Annotated in this window: 17 protein-coding genes; 8 read left to right on the forward strand and 9 right to left on the reverse strand. The window is 53.8% G+C overall.

The genetic code is table 11. From position 1 onward, the window contains the following. Positions 1-3 precede the first annotated feature (3 nt). The 6 genes from ACMGGS_RS10700 to ACMGGS_RS10725 form a co-directional block, all read right to left on the reverse strand. On the reverse strand, positions 4-1,266 hold the full coding sequence (locus ACMGGS_RS10700) for a PTS sugar transporter subunit IIC (protein WP_414166037.1): 1,263 nt from the start codon (positions 1,264-1,266) through the stop codon (positions 4-6). A 183-nt stretch (positions 1,267-1,449) separates the two neighbouring features. After that, positions 1,450-2,268: a PTS system mannose/fructose/sorbose family transporter subunit IID gene (locus ACMGGS_RS10705; protein ID WP_176918353.1), complete on the reverse strand. Its 819-nt coding sequence runs from the start codon at positions 2,266-2,268 to the stop codon at positions 1,450-1,452. Next, positions 2,268-3,068: a PTS sugar transporter subunit IIC gene (locus tag ACMGGS_RS10710; protein WP_176918352.1), complete on the reverse strand. Its 801-nt coding sequence runs from the start codon at positions 3,066-3,068 to the stop codon at positions 2,268-2,270. Before ACMGGS_RS10710 ends, ACMGGS_RS10705 begins: the two co-directional genes overlap by 1 nt. 10 nt (positions 3,069-3,078) lie before the next feature. After that, complete coding sequence (locus tag ACMGGS_RS10715) at positions 3,079-3,573, reverse strand: PTS system mannose/fructose/N-acetylgalactosamine-transporter subunit IIB (RefSeq protein WP_414166038.1); 495 nt, start codon at positions 3,571-3,573, stop codon at positions 3,079-3,081. Positions 3,574-3,582: 9 nt separating this feature from the next. After that, positions 3,583-4,011 carry a PTS sugar transporter subunit IIA gene (locus ACMGGS_RS10720; protein WP_414166039.1) on the reverse strand — a complete coding sequence of 143 codons (429 nt, stop codon included), beginning with the start codon at positions 4,009-4,011 and terminating at the stop codon, positions 3,583-3,585. 2 nt (positions 4,012-4,013) lie between these two features. Next, entirely contained in the window at positions 4,014-5,762 is a 1,749-nt protein-coding gene (locus tag ACMGGS_RS10725) for a class I mannose-6-phosphate isomerase (RefSeq protein WP_414166040.1), read from the reverse strand. Between the two features lie 169 nt (positions 5,763-5,931). Here ACMGGS_RS10725 and ACMGGS_RS10730 point away from each other — a divergent pair, with 169 nt between their 5' ends. Both ACMGGS_RS10730 and dapB read left to right on the forward strand, forming a co-directional pair. Then, positions 5,932-6,960, forward strand: a complete 1,029-nt coding sequence (locus tag ACMGGS_RS10730; RefSeq protein ID WP_414166245.1) for a LacI family DNA-binding transcriptional regulator — start codon at positions 5,932-5,934, stop codon at positions 6,958-6,960. Positions 6,961-7,093: 133 nt separating this feature from the next. Then, positions 7,094-7,915, forward strand: a complete 822-nt coding sequence (gene dapB, locus ACMGGS_RS10735; RefSeq protein WP_414166041.1) for a 4-hydroxy-tetrahydrodipicolinate reductase — start codon at positions 7,094-7,096, stop codon at positions 7,913-7,915. A gap of 151 nt (positions 7,916-8,066) precedes the next feature. Here the strand turns inward: dapB and ACMGGS_RS10740 are convergent, their stop codons facing one another. Continuing rightward, positions 8,067-8,306 carry a hypothetical protein gene (locus ACMGGS_RS10740; protein WP_414166042.1) on the reverse strand — a complete coding sequence of 80 codons (240 nt, stop codon included), beginning with the start codon at positions 8,304-8,306 and terminating at the stop codon, positions 8,067-8,069. 65 nt (positions 8,307-8,371) lie between these two features. Here ACMGGS_RS10740 and carA point away from each other — a divergent pair, with 65 nt between their 5' ends. The 6 genes from carA (at position 8,372) to ACMGGS_RS10770 (ending at position 15,511) form a co-directional block, all read left to right on the forward strand. Continuing rightward, complete coding sequence (gene carA / locus ACMGGS_RS10745) at positions 8,372-9,520, forward strand: glutamine-hydrolyzing carbamoyl-phosphate synthase small subunit (RefSeq protein ID WP_414166043.1); 1,149 nt, start codon at positions 8,372-8,374, stop codon at positions 9,518-9,520. 18 nt (positions 9,521-9,538) lie between these two features. After that, a complete protein-coding gene (gene carB / locus ACMGGS_RS10750) occupies positions 9,539-12,763 on the forward strand; it encodes a carbamoyl-phosphate synthase large subunit (RefSeq protein ID WP_414166044.1) in 3,225 nt (1,074 codons plus the stop codon). A 159-nt stretch (positions 12,764-12,922) separates the two neighbouring features. After that, positions 12,923-13,780 carry a hypothetical protein gene (locus ACMGGS_RS10755; protein WP_414166045.1) on the forward strand — a complete coding sequence of 286 codons (858 nt, stop codon included), beginning with the start codon at positions 12,923-12,925 and terminating at the stop codon, positions 13,778-13,780. A gap of 133 nt (positions 13,781-13,913) precedes the next feature. Further along, the gene (locus ACMGGS_RS10760; protein ID WP_194207851.1) at positions 13,914-14,147 is read left to right on the forward strand and encodes a YgdI/YgdR family lipoprotein; all 234 of its coding nucleotides are present in this window, start codon (positions 13,914-13,916) and stop codon (positions 14,145-14,147) included. Between the two features lie 206 nt (positions 14,148-14,353). Continuing rightward, positions 14,354-14,833, forward strand: coding sequence for a type 3 dihydrofolate reductase (gene folA / locus ACMGGS_RS10765; protein WP_414166046.1), 480 nt, complete (start codon positions 14,354-14,356; stop codon positions 14,831-14,833). 51 nt (positions 14,834-14,884) lie between these two features. Beyond that, positions 14,885-15,511 (forward strand): plasmid pRiA4b ORF-3 family protein, encoded by a 627-nt coding sequence (locus ACMGGS_RS10770; protein WP_414166048.1) that lies wholly within the window; start codon positions 14,885-14,887, stop codon positions 15,509-15,511. 127 nt (positions 15,512-15,638) lie between these two features. On the opposite strand, the gene apaH is transcribed toward ACMGGS_RS10770, so the two are convergent. Both apaH and apaG read right to left on the reverse strand, forming a co-directional pair. Further along, positions 15,639-16,487, reverse strand: coding sequence for a bis(5'-nucleosyl)-tetraphosphatase (symmetrical) ApaH (gene apaH, locus ACMGGS_RS10775; RefSeq protein WP_414166049.1), 849 nt, complete (start codon positions 16,485-16,487; stop codon positions 15,639-15,641). 4 nt (positions 16,488-16,491) lie between these two features. After that, positions 16,492-16,869 (reverse strand): Co2+/Mg2+ efflux protein ApaG, encoded by a 378-nt coding sequence (gene apaG / locus ACMGGS_RS10780; RefSeq protein ID WP_176918339.1) that lies wholly within the window; start codon positions 16,867-16,869, stop codon positions 16,492-16,494.

A 16,869-nucleotide genomic window follows, 5' to 3' on the forward strand; every position in this document is an offset into this window, starting at 1 on the left:
TTCTTATTTAACCGTATTCTGTTTATTAATGATTCTGATAAATGGCAGCCATATGAGTACGCCAATGAATAAATTAAAAGCCTGTAATACCGCGCCCATAATCGAGTTGGTGGCGAGGAAGCCGGATATTAATGGCGGAGTGGTCCAGGGGATCTGGACGCCTGTAGGCCGGGGAACAATACCAAAATGCATAAAGCTATAAGTGCTGATCACAAAAACCACCATAACCAGCACCCAGGGAATAAGAATAAAGACGTTCAATACCACCGGCAGCCCGAACGCCACCGGCTCAGATATGTTAAATATACCGGCGGGTACGGAAATTTTACCGATTTCGGCCCCCGCCGTGGCTTTCTTCGCAAATAACACCAGCGCGATAACCAACGAGAAAAATTGCGGCCAGATAAACACTTCCATAAACTGCTGGGTGACGATGTACGGTAGCGGCTCGCCGGCCGCAAATGCCGAGGCGTTGGCGGTGGAGGCCACCTGCCAGAGCGGCGACATAATCGCCCCGACCAGACTTTGCCCGTGCAACCCCATAAACCAGAACAACTGGACGAAAAGAGCGGCGATCACGGTGGGAATGAGGCCGGTACCGATATTCACCATCGGCGATTGCAGCACCTCATAAATGAATTTGTTCATACTGCCGTAAGGCGTGAGCGAGAAGCCAAAGCGAACGAACGCCATCACCAGGAAAGTGATAATCAACGGCAGCAGAAACAAAAATGAGTTTGCGACATTCGGAGGTACCATATCAGGCAGCTTAATCGCCAGGTTTTTTGACGTTAGCCAGCGATAGAGCGTACAGGAGAAAAAAGCGGAAAAAATACCGACGAACATGCCGGCAGAACCCAGATATTGAGTGGGAATGCTTACGCTGGTGGTGCCGTTTTCCGATACCACCGTAAAAGGAATTAAAATCAGGAACGAGCCTAAGACCACAAACAGGGTAAACAGTACCGAAATTTCGTATTCTTTAGCATAAAACCAGGCGATACAGACGATAAGGTAAAGCGAAATTAATCCTAGTGTGATATCCACGATAGGGGAAAGTATTTGCCTCACTAATAAAAGCGTCTCTGCGTTTACCACGGATTCAATAAACGGGAAATACATAATAATCAGTGCAAACGATCCGCCGATGGTAATCGGAATTAAAGAGACCATTGCGTTTTTTAATATAGTTAGTGTTTTGTTGCGCGACACCCAGTTTCCTGTCGGGATAAGCCATTTTTCCAGAAATCCCTCTATCTTATTCATGATTATCTCCTGATGTTCAGAATAAAAAATTGGCTGCACAAAGCGATAACAGCAATTCCCGCTGTGGTTTTTATTTGAGTAAAGAAGCCAGATTATAAAAAGAGTTATTAGCGTGCTATTTGTCGTATTACTTTATTTCAGCCTCTCTTTTCATTAATCAGAAAGGCTGAAAATGCCTGCGGTTTATCCGCTGAACAGGCCGGTCAGCACGCCGATGGCGGCCAGCACCAGCAGGAGCAACATCGCTTTTACTGGCGATACGCCCCGTTTCGCCATCAGATACCACGTTCCCAGCACAACGATAAGCGGGAGCAGCTGGGGGAAAATGCCATCCAGCATTTGCTGAACGTGGATGTTCACCCCCTCTTTGGTAATAAACTCCAGGCCGGTGCCAAGCTTAACGTAGCTGGCCGCCACGCCGCCCATCACAAAGACGCCGAGCAATGATAATGCTTCGCGCAGGCGCGTGGATTTGCTGCTTACCAGCATCTCTACCGAGCCGGAACCCATTTTGTAGCCTTTCAGAAACAGCAGCCACGATCCGGGGATAATGATCGCCAGCCAGGCGATAGTATAAAACAGGGGGCCGAGAATGCTGCCGCCCGCCGCCAGCGCCATCCCGATGCTCAACAAAATGGGAATTAACATACCGGGGATCATCGAGTCGCCGATGCCCGCCACCGGGCCCATTAGCCCGACTTTTAACGTGTTAATGGTTTCGCCGTCGATAGGTTCGCCGTTAGCACGTTTCTCCTCCAGCCCCAGCACCATGCCGTTAACGATGGCCCCGAGCTGGGGTTCGGTATTATAAAATGAGGCGTGACGCCGCAGCATCTCCGTGCGCTGCGCCGCATCCGGATAAAGTTTGCGAGCGACCGGCAGCAGGCTAAGACAAAAACCGAGCGATTGCAGGCGTTCAAAGCTCATTGACGACAGGTTGTGCATCATCCACGCCCGCCAGCATCGGCGCAGATCGCGACGGTTAAGTTTGCGCTCTTCCATCAGAATTCATCCTCATCATCATCGGCCGCGCGCGGGGCATTAACGCTCTGCGGCGGTTCCGGTTTGTAGTTGTAGTGGATCAGCGCCAGCAGCGCGCCGACAATCACCAGCGCCACCATATTCAGCTTGAGAAAAACAATGCAGACGAAGCCCACAAGGAAGTAGATCAGCAGGGAGTAGCTCTTGATGATCTGCTTAAGCAAGATGGCGATCCCGACGGCAGGCAGGATGCCGCCCAGCACGTTCATGGTTGAAAGCACGATTTTCGGCAGGCTCTCCATAAAGCCGCTGATATATTGCGCGCCAAAATAGACGGCAATAAACGTAGGCACAAAGCGCAGCACGAAGTTGGTGGCCTGCGGAAAAATCACGCTGTTGAGGTAAATACCGCGTGCGTTGTCCTGTTCTATCGCCGTATCCGCACGATGATTCCAGAAGGAGTTCAGCACCATCATGGCGTTAAACAGAATAGTGCCTGCAATGCCAATCGTCGCCGCCAGCGCGACCGCCACCTCCGGCCCCTGGCCTGAGAGCACCCCCAGCGCAATCGCCGGGTAAGCGACGAAGTTCAGATCGGCGGGCATTGAGCCGCCCGGCGTCACCATCGCGATATACACGGCCTGCACCGCCACGCCAATCATAATGCCGGTTTTCACATCGCCAAGGATCAGGCCGACCAGTAACCCTGAGACCAGCGGACGGGTGATCAGATACCAGCCGCCGGTCAGCCCCAGTAGCCAGGGGCAGCTAAGCGCGCCGAGATAGCAGAGAATGCCGATCAATGTAGCTTCAATAAACATCGTCGCCTCCTTATTTCAGTTTTTGCCGGGCATCCTGCCACTGATAAGCGCTGGCATCGGGCACCAGGCGGAATTCAACAATGTGCCCGTGCTCCGTCAGCCAGTTAAACGCGGCAATCTCGTCGCCATTGACCGACTGGTTTGGGCCAATGGTAGTGGTGTTGGCACGCGCGCTCATCGGGCCGACGTTAATTTTGCCGTTGGCGTTTTTCAGGCTGATCCCGGCCTGTTCAAGGCGCTGTAGCGTGACCGGCGATTTGCCGATCACGAAGTAATTTTTTTCACTGGCGATCACCTTTGGCAATTTTTCGATCGCCGTGGCGGTCGTAAAGAGCCAGACTTTAGTATCCGGCACGGCACCTTTCATCACTGAGGAGAGGAGCGGATCGGCGGCGACGGCGTCATCAATCGCGACGATGCCGTCGCAGGGCAATTCTTTCGCCCAGCGCGTCACCAGCTGTCCATGAATAACCCGGTCGTCGATGCGAACAAATGAAATACTCATAGCAACTCCTTAAAAATCATCCGGCGGGGCTGATACCGTCAGCTCCGCCTGGATCAGCGTAGGGTGAGTCAGCGCGATAAGTTGCCGGGTGGCGGCGTGCACGTCACAAAAATGACTCACCTCATCGGTTTGCAGCAGCATCGGGAAGTTAACGCCCGCCACGACCGCCACGGGCGGCGTCGTCTTAGGCGAAAATGCAAACTGGCAGGCGACATTCCACGGCGTGCCGCTTTGCATATCGCATAGCACCAGCACGCCATCTGCACCCTCGCTGGCGTCGGCCAGCACGCGGGAAAACGCCTGTTGAAAACCGTCAATACCCGCCTCTTCCGTCAGCGTCACCGCCCGAACGTTGGGTAGCTCGCCATACACCATCCGGCTGCTCTCCAGCAGAGCCGACGCCAGCGGCCCATGCGTGGCGACAATAAAATGGATCATGATTACCCCCTTACCCAGGCTTTGATCGTCGCCAGTTGCTGACCCTGACCTTTCCCCCACGGCGAAATGCGGTACTCGCCCACGCTCGCCGGGATGATGAACGTTTCGGCATAGCGCACAATAAAGGGTTCGAAAGCGCCGGAGGGGCTTTCCACCCGCGCTTCTTCACCCTCCACCAGATTCAGCACGTTCACCCCGCCGTGGGTATGGTGCAGGACGGGGGCGGTAAACCAGTGACGGCGGGTTTCGATAAATTCACGCTCATGCAGGCCGGTACGCTCTTCACGCCAGCCGTCGCCTTCCGCCAGCGGTTCGATACGGTTGACCAGGTTTTGCATCACCCAGTCGGTATCGCGCTGCCAGTCAATCACCTGCTCGCCGTGGTTCAGATGCACCGGACGGGGCATACCGTCCATTCCCAGGCGGCCCCAGTCCCACAGCTTGAAGGTAAAAATATACGGCGTAGCGCTGATCTCCAGCACCATCGTTCCCGCGCCGGAGCAGTGCACCGTGCCTGCCGGGATCAGAAAGTGATCGTGCTTGCGGGCCGGGATCGCGTTAACGAAACGATCGTCGGCAAAGGATTTTTCGCCGCGTTGCGCCGCATGCAGATCCGCCAGCATCGCCTGCGGCTGCGTTCCGGTTTTGATACCCAGATACACGGTTGCGCCGGGTTCGGCATCCAGAATGTAGTAGCTCTCATCCTGGGTATAATGCATGCCGAACTGCTGCTGAATGTACTCCGTCAGGGGATGCACCTGGAAACTCAGGTTCTGACCGCCGATGGTGTCGAGAAAATCAAAGCGGATCGGAAACTCTGCGCCAAAACGAGCATGGACTTTCTCCCCCAGCAGCGGACGGGGGTAGAGCAGCACCAGATCCTGAGAGGGGATCTCGATCCGCACATTGCCAAAACGTAGCAGCAGGCTGTTTTCCTCGGGCACGCAATCAAAACACCATGCGTAGTTTGGCGCTGAGGGATCGAGATCGAATCTTTCTTTCATCCACTGGCCGCCCCACACGCCGGGATCGAAGAACGGCATGACGCGGAAGGGCCGCCGGGTCGTTTGTTCCAGCCCCGCGCGCAGCGCCTCGCCGCTAACCATCGCGGGGGCATCGGCGACGGTCGTATCCAGCAGATAATCCATGCGTTTGAGCAGCGGCGTTTTATGCCTGTCGAAGACGCGCCATTCGACGAAGAAGGCGCGTTTGTAACGCCTGAGCAACTCTTCATCGCTATTTTCCGCACCCCAGTTGCCCAGTTCGCCGCTGCGCATGCGTTGCTGGATTTCCCAGCGCGGCATATCGGCGTAGATCAGCACGTCGCCGGGATGGACCAGCGATGCGCCAGGCCCGTAGACGATCACCAGCCCGCTCCGGATATTTTCAACCTGTAAACGCAAGGTATCTAGCTGCGCTTCGTCGAAAAATTCGTGAAGCTGATGGCAGGAGAGAACGCCAAATACCCGGTCATCCGTCAGATTACGGGCCAGAAGATGATGCAGCGCCTGCGTATTTTTTCGTGCGGTCTCACTATTGATCGTCAGCGCAGCATTGAGATCCGCCAATAGCTGTGATTGCAGTTCGTTAAGCCGTACACCGGGGTAACAATCGATAACTAACACCGTGCGCGTCGCGCCGGAAAGCCGCGCCTTCAGCACCGCCATAATCGATTCCCAGCCGCGCCAGGCCTGATTGGGATATCCCGCAACGGCCACCTCCGGGAATCTGTCATACCGGGTTTTGTTCATGTTATCTCTCCATAATGACTACGCTAAGATTAATCGATTAACCTCATATGAAAAGAGTGGTTAACGCGATTAACCCGTCATTTATGGCAGGTCAGGGCGATCCGCGGTGGGATATGTGAATCGAGTCACAAAGAATCAGGCATTAAGAAGGTTATTCGATTAATCTATTATAAAAAAGAGGGAGGAGATGATGACCACAATTACGCTGGCGGAGGTCGCAAAGCGCGCCGGGGTGTCAACGGCAACGGTATCCATGGTGTTACGTAACCGGGGGCGCATTTCGCAGGCGACGCGTGAACGGGTGCTTAAAGCGCTGGATGAATCCGGATACGTCTATAACCAGACCGCTGCCAACTTACGTAACCGCAGCAGCAACCAGGTCGGATTGCTGCTGCATGATATTACCAACCCGTTTTATGGCGAAATGACGGCGGGATTAAGTCATGAAATGGAACGCCATGAGCTGTTGCTGTTTCTGGCGAACAGCGAAGAGTCCTGCGAGCGGCAGCAAAAGTTTGTCGATTCATTAATGCGTAATAACGCCTGCGGTATGGTGCTCTGTGCGGCTCGCGAGACGCCCCGCGCCTTTTTCGAGGCGTTAAAACGCCGCAATATCCCGGCCATTATGGTGGTACGTCCGCCGGACGATCCGGGGTTTGACTTTGTCGGCACGGATAATTTTCTGGGAACGCAAATGGCGACCGCGCACCTGTTGAAACTGGGGCACCGACATATTGCCTTTATTGGCGGCAGCCAGCGCTCCGGGACGCGCGCGCAGCGCATCGGCGGCTTTACCAGTAAGCTGCTGGAAAATGGCATTGCGCCAAAAGCAGAATGGCTGGTGACTGCAGAGGCCAGCCAAAGCGACGGTTCACGGGTGGCGGAGAAGCTGTTTAACCAGTATCCGCAAATTACCGCCGCGGTATGTTATCAGGATATCGTTGCGCTGGGCGTTATGCAGGCGCTGCGTAAACTGGGGCGGGAGCCGGGGCGCGACTTTGCGCTGGTAGGATTTGATGACATCAGCGAGGCGGCGTTAGTGCAGCCAGCGTTAACCACCGTATCGGTCGCCGCGAAAGAGATTGGCCGTAAGGCCGGAGAACTGTTGTTTAGCCGCATCCAGGGCAATGACGAACCGCCTAAAAGCATCATTCTGCCTCCGGCATTAGTAGTGCGCGAGTCGTGCGGCTTTCGTTAACTATGTCTTTTACTGATACTGGCGTCGCTTTAACATAAATTTCTTATTATCGCTGTTTTCGGCTGGCAGCTTTTCGTCGGGCTGGTTAACCTGAGAACGTTTTGTAATCATTTTTTAACATAAGAGTAAGACTATGCATGATGCACAAATCCGCGTCGCCATCGCGGGCGCGGGCGGGCGTATGGGACGCCAGCTAATTCAGGCGGCTCTGGCAATGGACGGCGTGGCGCTGGGCGCGGCCCTTGAGCGGGAAGGTTCTTCTCTCATTGGCAGCGACGCGGGCGAACTGGCTGGCGCGGGAAACGCGGGCGTTGCCGTGCAAAGCCGCCTCGAAAGCGTTAAAGACGACTTTGACGTTTTTATTGATTTCACCCGTCCGGAAGGGACGCTGACGCATCTGGCATTCTGCCGCGAACATGGCAAAAGCATGGTGATCGGCACGACTGGTTTTGATGAGGCTGGTAAACAGGCGATCCGCGAGGCCGCCGAGGATATCGGGATTGTCTTTGCCGCCAACTTTAGCGTCGGTGTTAACGTCATGCTGAAGCTGCTGGAGAAAGCGGCGAAAGTGATGGGCGACTATACCGATATTGAAATTATTGAAGCCCACCATCGACATAAAGTCGATGCGCCGTCAGGCACTGCGCTGGCAATGGGCGAAGCGATTGCTCAGGCGCTGGACAAAGATCTTAAGGATTGTGCCGTCTATAGCCGGGAAGGGCATACCGGCGAACGCGTACCGGGCACCATCGGTTTTGCCACCGTGCGGGCTGGCGATATCGTTGGTGAGCATACGGCGATGTTTGCTGACATCGGCGAGCGCGTGGAAATTACTCACAAGGCGTCAAGCCGGATGACCTTCGCCAACGGTGCGGTGAGATCGGCTTTATGGCTTAAAGGTAAGAATAACGGCCTTTTTGATATGCGAGATGTGCTTGATTTACACAGCCTGTAGGCATTTATTACCCATCGTGATGTGGTTATTGTAATCACAGTTTATTGATTACAAAGGGCAATATTTTATTGCCCTATTATTTTAGCCTTTAAGCACTGAAAAGCTCTCCTGATAGAGTAAAAGTTAATTTTAAATGGCTTTTTCGCCGCTTTTATTGCCCCTTCGCTTCCTGATAACTCATTTTTTGTCCTTTTCTCTTTTTTTCTTCATTGAACATAGCGCGCAAGCGTTTTCGTCTTAAGTCTGGTAATGATTTTTGGCGGAAAAAGCCTGTATTCAACACGGGTGACACAAAACAACAGTATAAAACGCGCTTTAAGTTGACTTTGAGACGACTTATCTGCAGAATGCCGCCGTTTGCCAGAAATCCACCGGTAAACGAAATTTGCATTGATCCATGCCGTATTTATGAATTAATATGCAAATAAAGTGAGTGAATATTCTCTGGAGGGTGTTTTGATTAAGTCAGCGCTATTGGTTCTGGAAGACGGAACCCAGTTTCACGGTCGGGCCATCGGGGCAACGGGTTCGGCGGTTGGGGAAGTCGTTTTCAATACTTCAATGACCGGTTATCAAGAAATCCTCACTGATCCTTCCTACTCCCGCCAAATCGTCACTCTAACTTATCCCCATATCGGCAATGTCGGCACCAATGAAGCTGATGAAGAATCCTCTCAGGTCCATGCACAAGGGCTTATCATTCGCGACCTGCCGCTGATAGCCAGCAACTACCGCAATACCGAAGACCTCTCTTCTTATCTCAAGCGCCATAACATTGTCGCCATCGCCGATATTGATACCCGTAAGTTGACCCGTCTGCTGCGTGAGAAAGGCGCGCAAAACGGCTGCATCATCGCCGGGGATAACCTGGATGCGGCGCTGGCGCTGGAAAAAGCGAAAGCGTTTCCCGGCCTGAACGGGATGGACCTGGCAAAAGAAGTGACGACAACGGAAACCTATAGCTGGACGCAGGGCAGCTGGACGCTGGCTGGCGAACTGCCGGAAGCGAAAGCTGAAGAAGAACTGCCATTCCACGTCGTTGCCTATGACTACGGCGCGAAGCGCAACATTCTGCGTATGCTGGTGGATCGCGGCTGTCGCCTGACCATCGTCCCGGCGCAAACCTCTGCCGAAGAGGTGCTGAAGATGAACCCGGACGGCATTTTTCTCTCCAACGGCCCCGGCGACCCGGCACCGTGCGACTATGCCATCACGGCAATCCAGAAATTCCTTGAGACCGACATTCCGGTCTTCGGCATCTGCCTCGGCCATCAGCTGCTGGCGCTGGCGAGCGGCGCAAAAACCGTGAAGATGAAGTTCGGCCACCACGGCGGCAACCATCCGGTGAAAGATATCGACAATAACACCGTGATGATCACCGCGCAGAACCACGGCTTTGCAGTTGACGAAGCGACTATGCCCGCCACGTTGCGCGTGACGCATAAATCGCTGTTTGACGGCACCCTGCAGGGCATTCACCGTACCGATAAACCGGCGTTCAGTTTCCAGGGGCACCCGGAAGCCAGCCCCGGCCCGCACGATGCCGCGCCGCTGTTCGACCATTTTATTGCGTTAATCGAGCTTTACCGTCAGTCCGCGAAATAATCAGGAGTTAATAGAGCCATGCCAAAACGTACAGACATAAAAAGTATCCTGATTCTGGGCGCTGGCCCGATTGTTATCGGCCAGGCGTGTGAATTCGACTACTCCGGCGCGCAGGCGTGTAAAGCACTGCGTGAAGAGGGCTACCGCGTCATTCTGGTGAACTCCAACCCGGCCACCATCATGACCGACCCGGAAATGGCCGATGCGACCTATATCGAGCCGATCCACTGGGAAGTGGTGCGTAAAATCATCGAAAAAGAGCGCCCGGACGCGGTGCTGCCGACCATGGGCGGCCAGACGGCGCTGAACTGTGCGCTGGAACTGGAGCGCCAGGGCGTGCTCGACGAGTTCGGCGTCACCATGATTGGTGCCACCGCGGACGCGATTGATAAAGCCGAAGACCGTCGCCGTTTCGACGTGGCGATGAAAAAAATCGGCCTGGATACCGCACGTTCCGGTATCGCGCACAACATGGAAGAGGCGCTGGCCGTAGCCGCCGATGTGGGCTACCCGTGCATTATCCGCCCTTCCTTTACTATGGGCGGCACCGGCGGCGGTATCGCTTATAACCGCGAAGAGTTTGAAGAGATTTGCGCCCGCGGGCTGGATCTCTCGCCGACCAATGAGCTGCTGATTGATGAATCGCTGATCGGCTGGAAAGAGTACGAGATGGAAGTGGTGCGCGATAAGAACGACAACTGCATCATTGTCTGCTCCATTGAAAACTTCGATGCGATGGGCATCCACACCGGCGACTCCATTACCGTTGCCCCGGCGCAGACCCTGACTGATAAAGAGTATCAAATCATGCGTAACGCCTCGATGGCGGTGCTGCGTGAAATCGGCGTTGAAACCGGCGGCTCTAACGTTCAGTTCTCGGTCAATCCGAAAGATGGTCGTCTGATTGTTATCGAAATGAACCCGCGTGTTTCCCGCTCCTCGGCGCTGGCTTCGAAAGCGACCGGCTTCCCGATTGCCAAAGTGGCGGCGAAACTGGCGGTAGGTTATACCCTTGACGAGCTGATGAACGACATCACCGGCGGCCGTACCCCGGCCTCGTTTGAGCCGTCCATTGATTATGTCGTCACCAAAATCCCCCGCTTTAACTTTGAAAAATTCGTCGGCGCGAATGACCGCCTGACCACCCAGATGAAATCGGTCGGCGAAGTGATGGCGATTGGCCGCACCCAGCAGGAGTCGCTGCAAAAAGCGCTGCGTGGGCTAGAGGTAGGCGCGACCGGCTTTGATCCGAAAGTGAATCTTGACGACGCCGATGCGCTGACCAAAATCCGCCGCGAGCTGAAAGATGCCGGTGCCGAGCGTATCTGGTACATCGCCGATGCCTTCCGCGCGGGCCTGTCCGTCGATGGCGTGTTTAACCTGACCAACATCGACCGCTGGTTCCTGGTGCAGATTGAAGAGCTGGTGCGTCTGGAAGAAAAAGTGGCTGAAGTTGGCATTAATGGCCTCGACGCCGATTTCCTGCGCCAGTTGAAACGCAAAGGGTTTGCCGACGCGCGTCTGGCTCAACTGGCGGGCGTGCGCGAAGCGGAAGTACGCAAACTGCGCGACCAGTACAACCTGCATCCGGTCTACAAACGCGTCGATACCTGCGCGGCAGAATTCTCTACCGATACCGCGTATATGTACTCCACCTATGAAGACGAATGCGAAGCCAACCCGTCCGTTGACCGCGACAAAATCATGGTCCTCGGCGGCGGTCCGAACCGTATCGGCCAGGGCATCGAATTCGATTACTGCTGCGTCCACGCCTCGCTGGCGCTGCGCGAAGACGGCTACGAGACCATTATGGTCAACTGTAACCCGGAAACCGTTTCTACCGACTACGACACCTCCGACCGTCTGTATTTCGAACCGGTTACGCTGGAAGACGTGCTGGAAATTGTGCGCATCGAGAAACCAAAAGGCGTTATTGTCCAGTACGGCGGCCAGACACCGCTGAAACTGGCGCGCGCACTGGAAGCCGCTGGCGTACCGGTTATCGGCACCAGCCCGGATGCTATCGACCGTGCGGAAGACCGCGAGCGCTTCCAGCAGGCGGTTGACCGTCTCAAGCTGAAACAGCCGGCGAACGCCACCGTCACCGCGATTGAAATGGCTGTCGAAAAAGCGAAAGAGATTGGCTACCCGCTGGTGGTGCGCCCGTCCTACGTACTCGGCGGTCGGGCGATGGAGATCGTCTACGATGAAATCGACCTGCGTCGCTACTTCCAGACCGCCGTCAGCGTCTCTAACGATGCGCCGGTGCTGCTGGATCGCTTCCTTGATGATGCGGTAGAAGTGGATGTGGATGCTATCTGCGACGGTGAAATCGTGTTGATTGGCGGCATCATGGAGCATATTGAACAGGCGGGCGTCCACTCCGGCGACTCTGCCTGCTCGCTGCCCGCTTACACCCTGAGCCAGGAAATTCAGGACGTGATGCGCCAGCAGGTGCAGAAGCTGGCCTTTGAATTGCAAGTACGTGGTCTGATGAACGTACAATTTGCCGTTAAAGACAACGAAGTCTACCTGATTGAAGTTAACCCGCGTGCAGCGCGTACCGTCCCGTTCGTCTCTAAAGCCACCGGCGTACCGCTGGCGAAAGTCGCGGCGCGGGTGATGGCGGGAAGAACGCTGACCGAACAGGGCGTAACTAAAGAAATCATTCCGCCGTATTTCTCGGTGAAAGAAGTGGTGCTACCGTTCAACAAATTCCCCGGCGTTGACCCGTTGTTAGGGCCAGAAATGCGCTCTACCGGGGAAGTGATGGGCGTCGGACGCACCTTCGCCGAAGCCTTTGCCAAAGCGCAGCTGGGCAGCAATTCGACCATGAAGAAAAAAGGTCGCGCGCTGCTCTCGGTTCGTGAGGGTGATAAAGAGCGGGTGGTGGATCTGGCGGCGAAGCTGCTCAAGCAGGGCTTTGAGCTGGATGCGACTCACGGTACGGCGGTGGTGCTCGGTGAAGCCGGGATTAACCCGCGGCTGGTGAACAAGGTGCATGAAGGCCGTCCGCACATTCAGGACCGTATCAAGAATGGCGAATACACCTACATCATCAACACCACCGCAGGGCGCCAGGCGATTGAGGACTCCAAACTGATCCGCCGCAGCGCGCTGCAATATAAAGTGCATTATGACACCACGCTGAATGGCGGTTTTGCTACCGCGATGGCGCTGAATGCGGATGCCACTGAGAAGGTGACCTCAGTGCAGGAAATGCACGCGCAGATTCAGAAGTAAAAATCAGGCATTAACAAAAAGCCAGCGCAAGCTGGCTTTTTTGTCTCTGTTGCCCCCCTATATTTAATAGCCAATTTGTTTTTCACAACGGCAGGGGCATCCTTTACCATTAAAAACGTTTGTTTAATGAATTTTCGTTTTACGTTGAAGGAGAAACGCGTGTTAAAAAGAATATTGCTTCTGGGTGCCTGCATTACATTGACCGCCTGCTTTGGGGACAGTAAAGAATTCCTCATTGATAATCCCACGGAGAAACCATTAGCTATTTCGATTGATAATGAAAAAATAACCATTCCGGCAAAAGAAACGCAAAATATTAAACTGGATGCCGGGCAACATACCCTGTCGCTGGAAAATGGTGAAAGCGTCAAGTTCAGCGTCTTTGACGCGTGGCCCCGCTCGGGCGTTAGCGGGCTTATCAACCCGACCCGCACTCGTTATGTTTACGTCGTACAAAAATACCTGGCGGAAGGTGTACAGCCCACGACTGAAAATAGCGATGTCCACACCCTGACTATCGATGGTCAAACCGTCACCGGGCCATTCAACGATCTGGGTAGCGAGCTGTTTATTGATAACTTCGAGCATAGCTGGGAGCTAAACCCGACCGAGGCGTTCCCGGAGTCGATGTCTTCTACTTCCAAAGACAATTACAAAACCAAAATCTTCCGGGTCGAGGATTTCAAGCATTACTACACCAATGAATTCTCTCCGGCCACCGATTACACTCAGGACATGCGTATCACCGAGTCGCGTTATCAGCAGCCTGAAATAACCGCGCATTTCAGTTCTCCTGAGCTACAGCAAAACCTGGACGACGCCACGAAGATCTACACCGCGTTTATTCATGCAGACTCGGCGAGCGATCAAAAGGATTTACTGAAGGAGTTTGAAAAACAGAATCGCGAGAAATGGCGCAATCCTAAAACGGGCGGCGAAGAGACGACGACGTATTATGAAATCATGAGCAACATAAATCACACCATGATGAGCTCGATTCTTGAGTTGAAAAAATAGCGTCAGCCGGTCAGGCATCTGTCAGCCAGGATGCCTGACTTCAGAACCTTCTGTATTTCCATCCGCTTTCAGTAATTTAGCCTAAAATAATCAGGTAAGTAATTAAATCCAACTGAAAGCAAGGGAGTACACCATGCGCAATAACTTACTCATCTCTTCGATTTTTGCTGCCGCAGCCCTGTTTACCGTTGCCGGTTGTACTTCCAACCAGGCGGTTAAAACTACTGATGGCAAAACCATTGTGACGGATGGTAAGCCGGAAGTAGACAGCGATACTGGCCTGGTTTCTTATGAAAATGCTGAAACCGGTAAAACAGAGCAGATTAACCGCGATCAGGTTAAAGGGATGAACGAACTCGATAATTGATGATTCAAAGCAAAAAGCCCCGACCAGTGAAGACTGGGTCGGGGCTTTTTGCTTTATTGCTCCTGCGGATCCATATTGAAGAAGGGGAACCTGTCGTGGATGTCCCGCAAAATAGAAATTTTTCTCATTCTTTACCCTGGCACCAGTCGACGAAAGATTAGGCTTTACGTATAGTGGCGACATTTTTAGTATCCAGGAAAACTTCAATGATCAGTCTGATTGCGGCGTTAGCGGTAGATCGCGTCATCGGTATGGAAAACGCCATGCCCTGGGATCTACCCGCAGATCTCGCCTGGTTTAAACGCAACACCTTAAACAAGCCGGTCGTCATGGGTCGTCTGACCTGGGAATCCATCGGCCGTCCGTTGCCCGGACGTAAAAATATTATTATCAGCAGCCAGCCAGGCACTGACGATCGCGTGCAGTGGGTGAAGTCGGTTGATGAAGCGATTGCCGCCTGCGGCGATGCCGAAGAGGTTATGGTGATCGGCGGCGGGCGCGTGTACGAGCAGTTCCTCCCCAAAGCCAATAAACTCTACCTGACACATATTGATGCCGAAGTGGAAGGGGACACGCACTTCCCGGACTACGAGCCGGATGAGTGGGAATCGGTGTTCAGCGAATTTCACGATGCGGACGCGCAGAACTCGCACAGCTACTGTTTTGAGATTCTGGAGCGGCGTTAATGATTATCCTCCCGGCGATATCCTGTCGCCGGGAGAAGGTACACATACCGTATGGAGAAGGGTATGAATACATTTTATCAGCTAAAAATTACGCTTAATAATATTGAGCCTGTCATCTGGCGGCGGTTTGTGGTGCCCGCCAACCTGTCCCTTGATCGGCTGCATGATGTGGTTCAGATTGTGATGGGGTGGGAAGATAGCCATCTGCATCACTTCAAATTCAAGAAGCAAATATTTAGCGAGTCTCCTGAATCAATAAAAGAAGAGGACGAAGCTGGCGTTCGTTTAAATACGCTGCTGAAAAGCCGGGGTAATAAACTGGCCTATCTCTATGATTTTGGTGACGGCTGGGAACATGAAATTGTTCTCGAAGATAAAAATTATTTTTATGATGAGATGCTCACGCCTTTTGAATGTATCGAAGGGCTGATGGCCTGTCCGCCCGAGGAGTGCGGTGGACCTTCTGGTTATATGCGTATTTTGCGTGCCGTTTTCGATCCGCAAAATAATGAAGAGGACTATGAATCCTTTCTTGAGATGACCGGCCTGACTGATGCTCACGAGACTGACGTTCAGTCATTAGTATTCCAGTATGATCCTGGCGCCGTTAATGCGGTATTAGCCTTATATGCCCGCTGGTCACGGGATCGTGAGCTGCCTTTGGTGGATGATTATTGAGTCGCATAACTTATTGATATTGATGGTTTTTGTAGGCCGGGTAAGGCGAAGTCGCCACCCGGCAAAACGGCGCATTCAACAGGAAAACAGGTTGGTCATCAACCTCATTATTTCCTTTACTGTGCTTTTACGACGCCACAGCCTCGCCTTCGCCTAAATCCATCTGCCGGTTCGACGGCTGGATGAAATACTGTTTATCTTCCCAGCGCAGGCAGGTTAAATCGCCGCCCCAGCAGCAGCCGGTATCCAGCGCGTAAATGCCGTCCGGCGCGCCTTTGCCTTCCAGCGACGCCCAGTGACCAAAGGCAATGCTGTACGCTTCTGATACCGGTCCGGGGATGGCGAACCACGGTTTCAGCGGCGCGGGGGCGTTTTCCGGGGCTTCTTTCGCGTACATATCCAGCTGGCCGTTCGGGAAACAGTAGCGCATCCGGGTAAAGGCGTTGGTAATAAAACGCAGACGCGCCAGGCCCGTCAGCTCAGGCGACCAGTTATTCGGCATATCGCCATACATCGCGTCGAGGAAGAAAGGGTAAGAGTCGCTGGCGAGTACCGCTTCGACATCGCGCGCGCAGGCGATGGCGGTCGGCAGATCCCACTGCGGCGTGATGCCCGCATGCGCCATCACCAGTTTTTTCTCTTCATCCACCTGGAGCAGCGGTTGACGGCGCAGCCAGTTAATCAGCTCGTCGGCATCCGACGCTTCCAGCAGCGGCGTAATACGATCTTTTGGCTTATTGCGGCTGATGCCAGCAAACACCGCCAGAAGATGCAGATCATGATTGCCCAGCACCATGCGCACGCTGTCACCGAGCGACTTGACGTAACGCAGCACTTCCAGCGAACCGGGGCCGCGGGCCACCAGATCGCCGGTTAGCCACAGGGTGTCTTGCTCAGGGGTAAATTCCACCTGGTTTAAGAGTGCGATCAGTTCATCGTAGCAACCATGAACATCGCCAATAAGATATGTCGACATAGTTTTAATGGATCAGAGTTGGAACTGCCAGACGGAAAACGGGTATATCGATGGTGAAAGCGTTGCCATCTTCATCGATCATGTCATAGTGGCCCTGCATCGTGCCGAGCGGCGTTTCAAGTACGGCACCGCTGGTGTATTGATATTCACTGCCTGGCGCGATGTGGGGCTGTACGCCAACCACACCTTCACCCTGTACTTCGGTTTCGCGGCCGTTAGCGTTGGTAATCAACCAGTAACGGCCCAAAAGCTGAACCGGATGTCGCCCCAGATTACGAATAATCACCGTATAGGCAAAAACGTAACGCTCATCGTCCGCAGAGGATTGCGATTCAATGTAGACGCTCTGGACCTGTACGCAAATTCGGGGCGAGTCGATCAT

This window comes from Superficieibacter sp. BNK-5, assembly GCF_047456055.1.
In the GTDB taxonomy this organism is placed as follows: Bacteria; Pseudomonadota; Gammaproteobacteria; order Enterobacterales; family Enterobacteriaceae; genus Superficieibacter.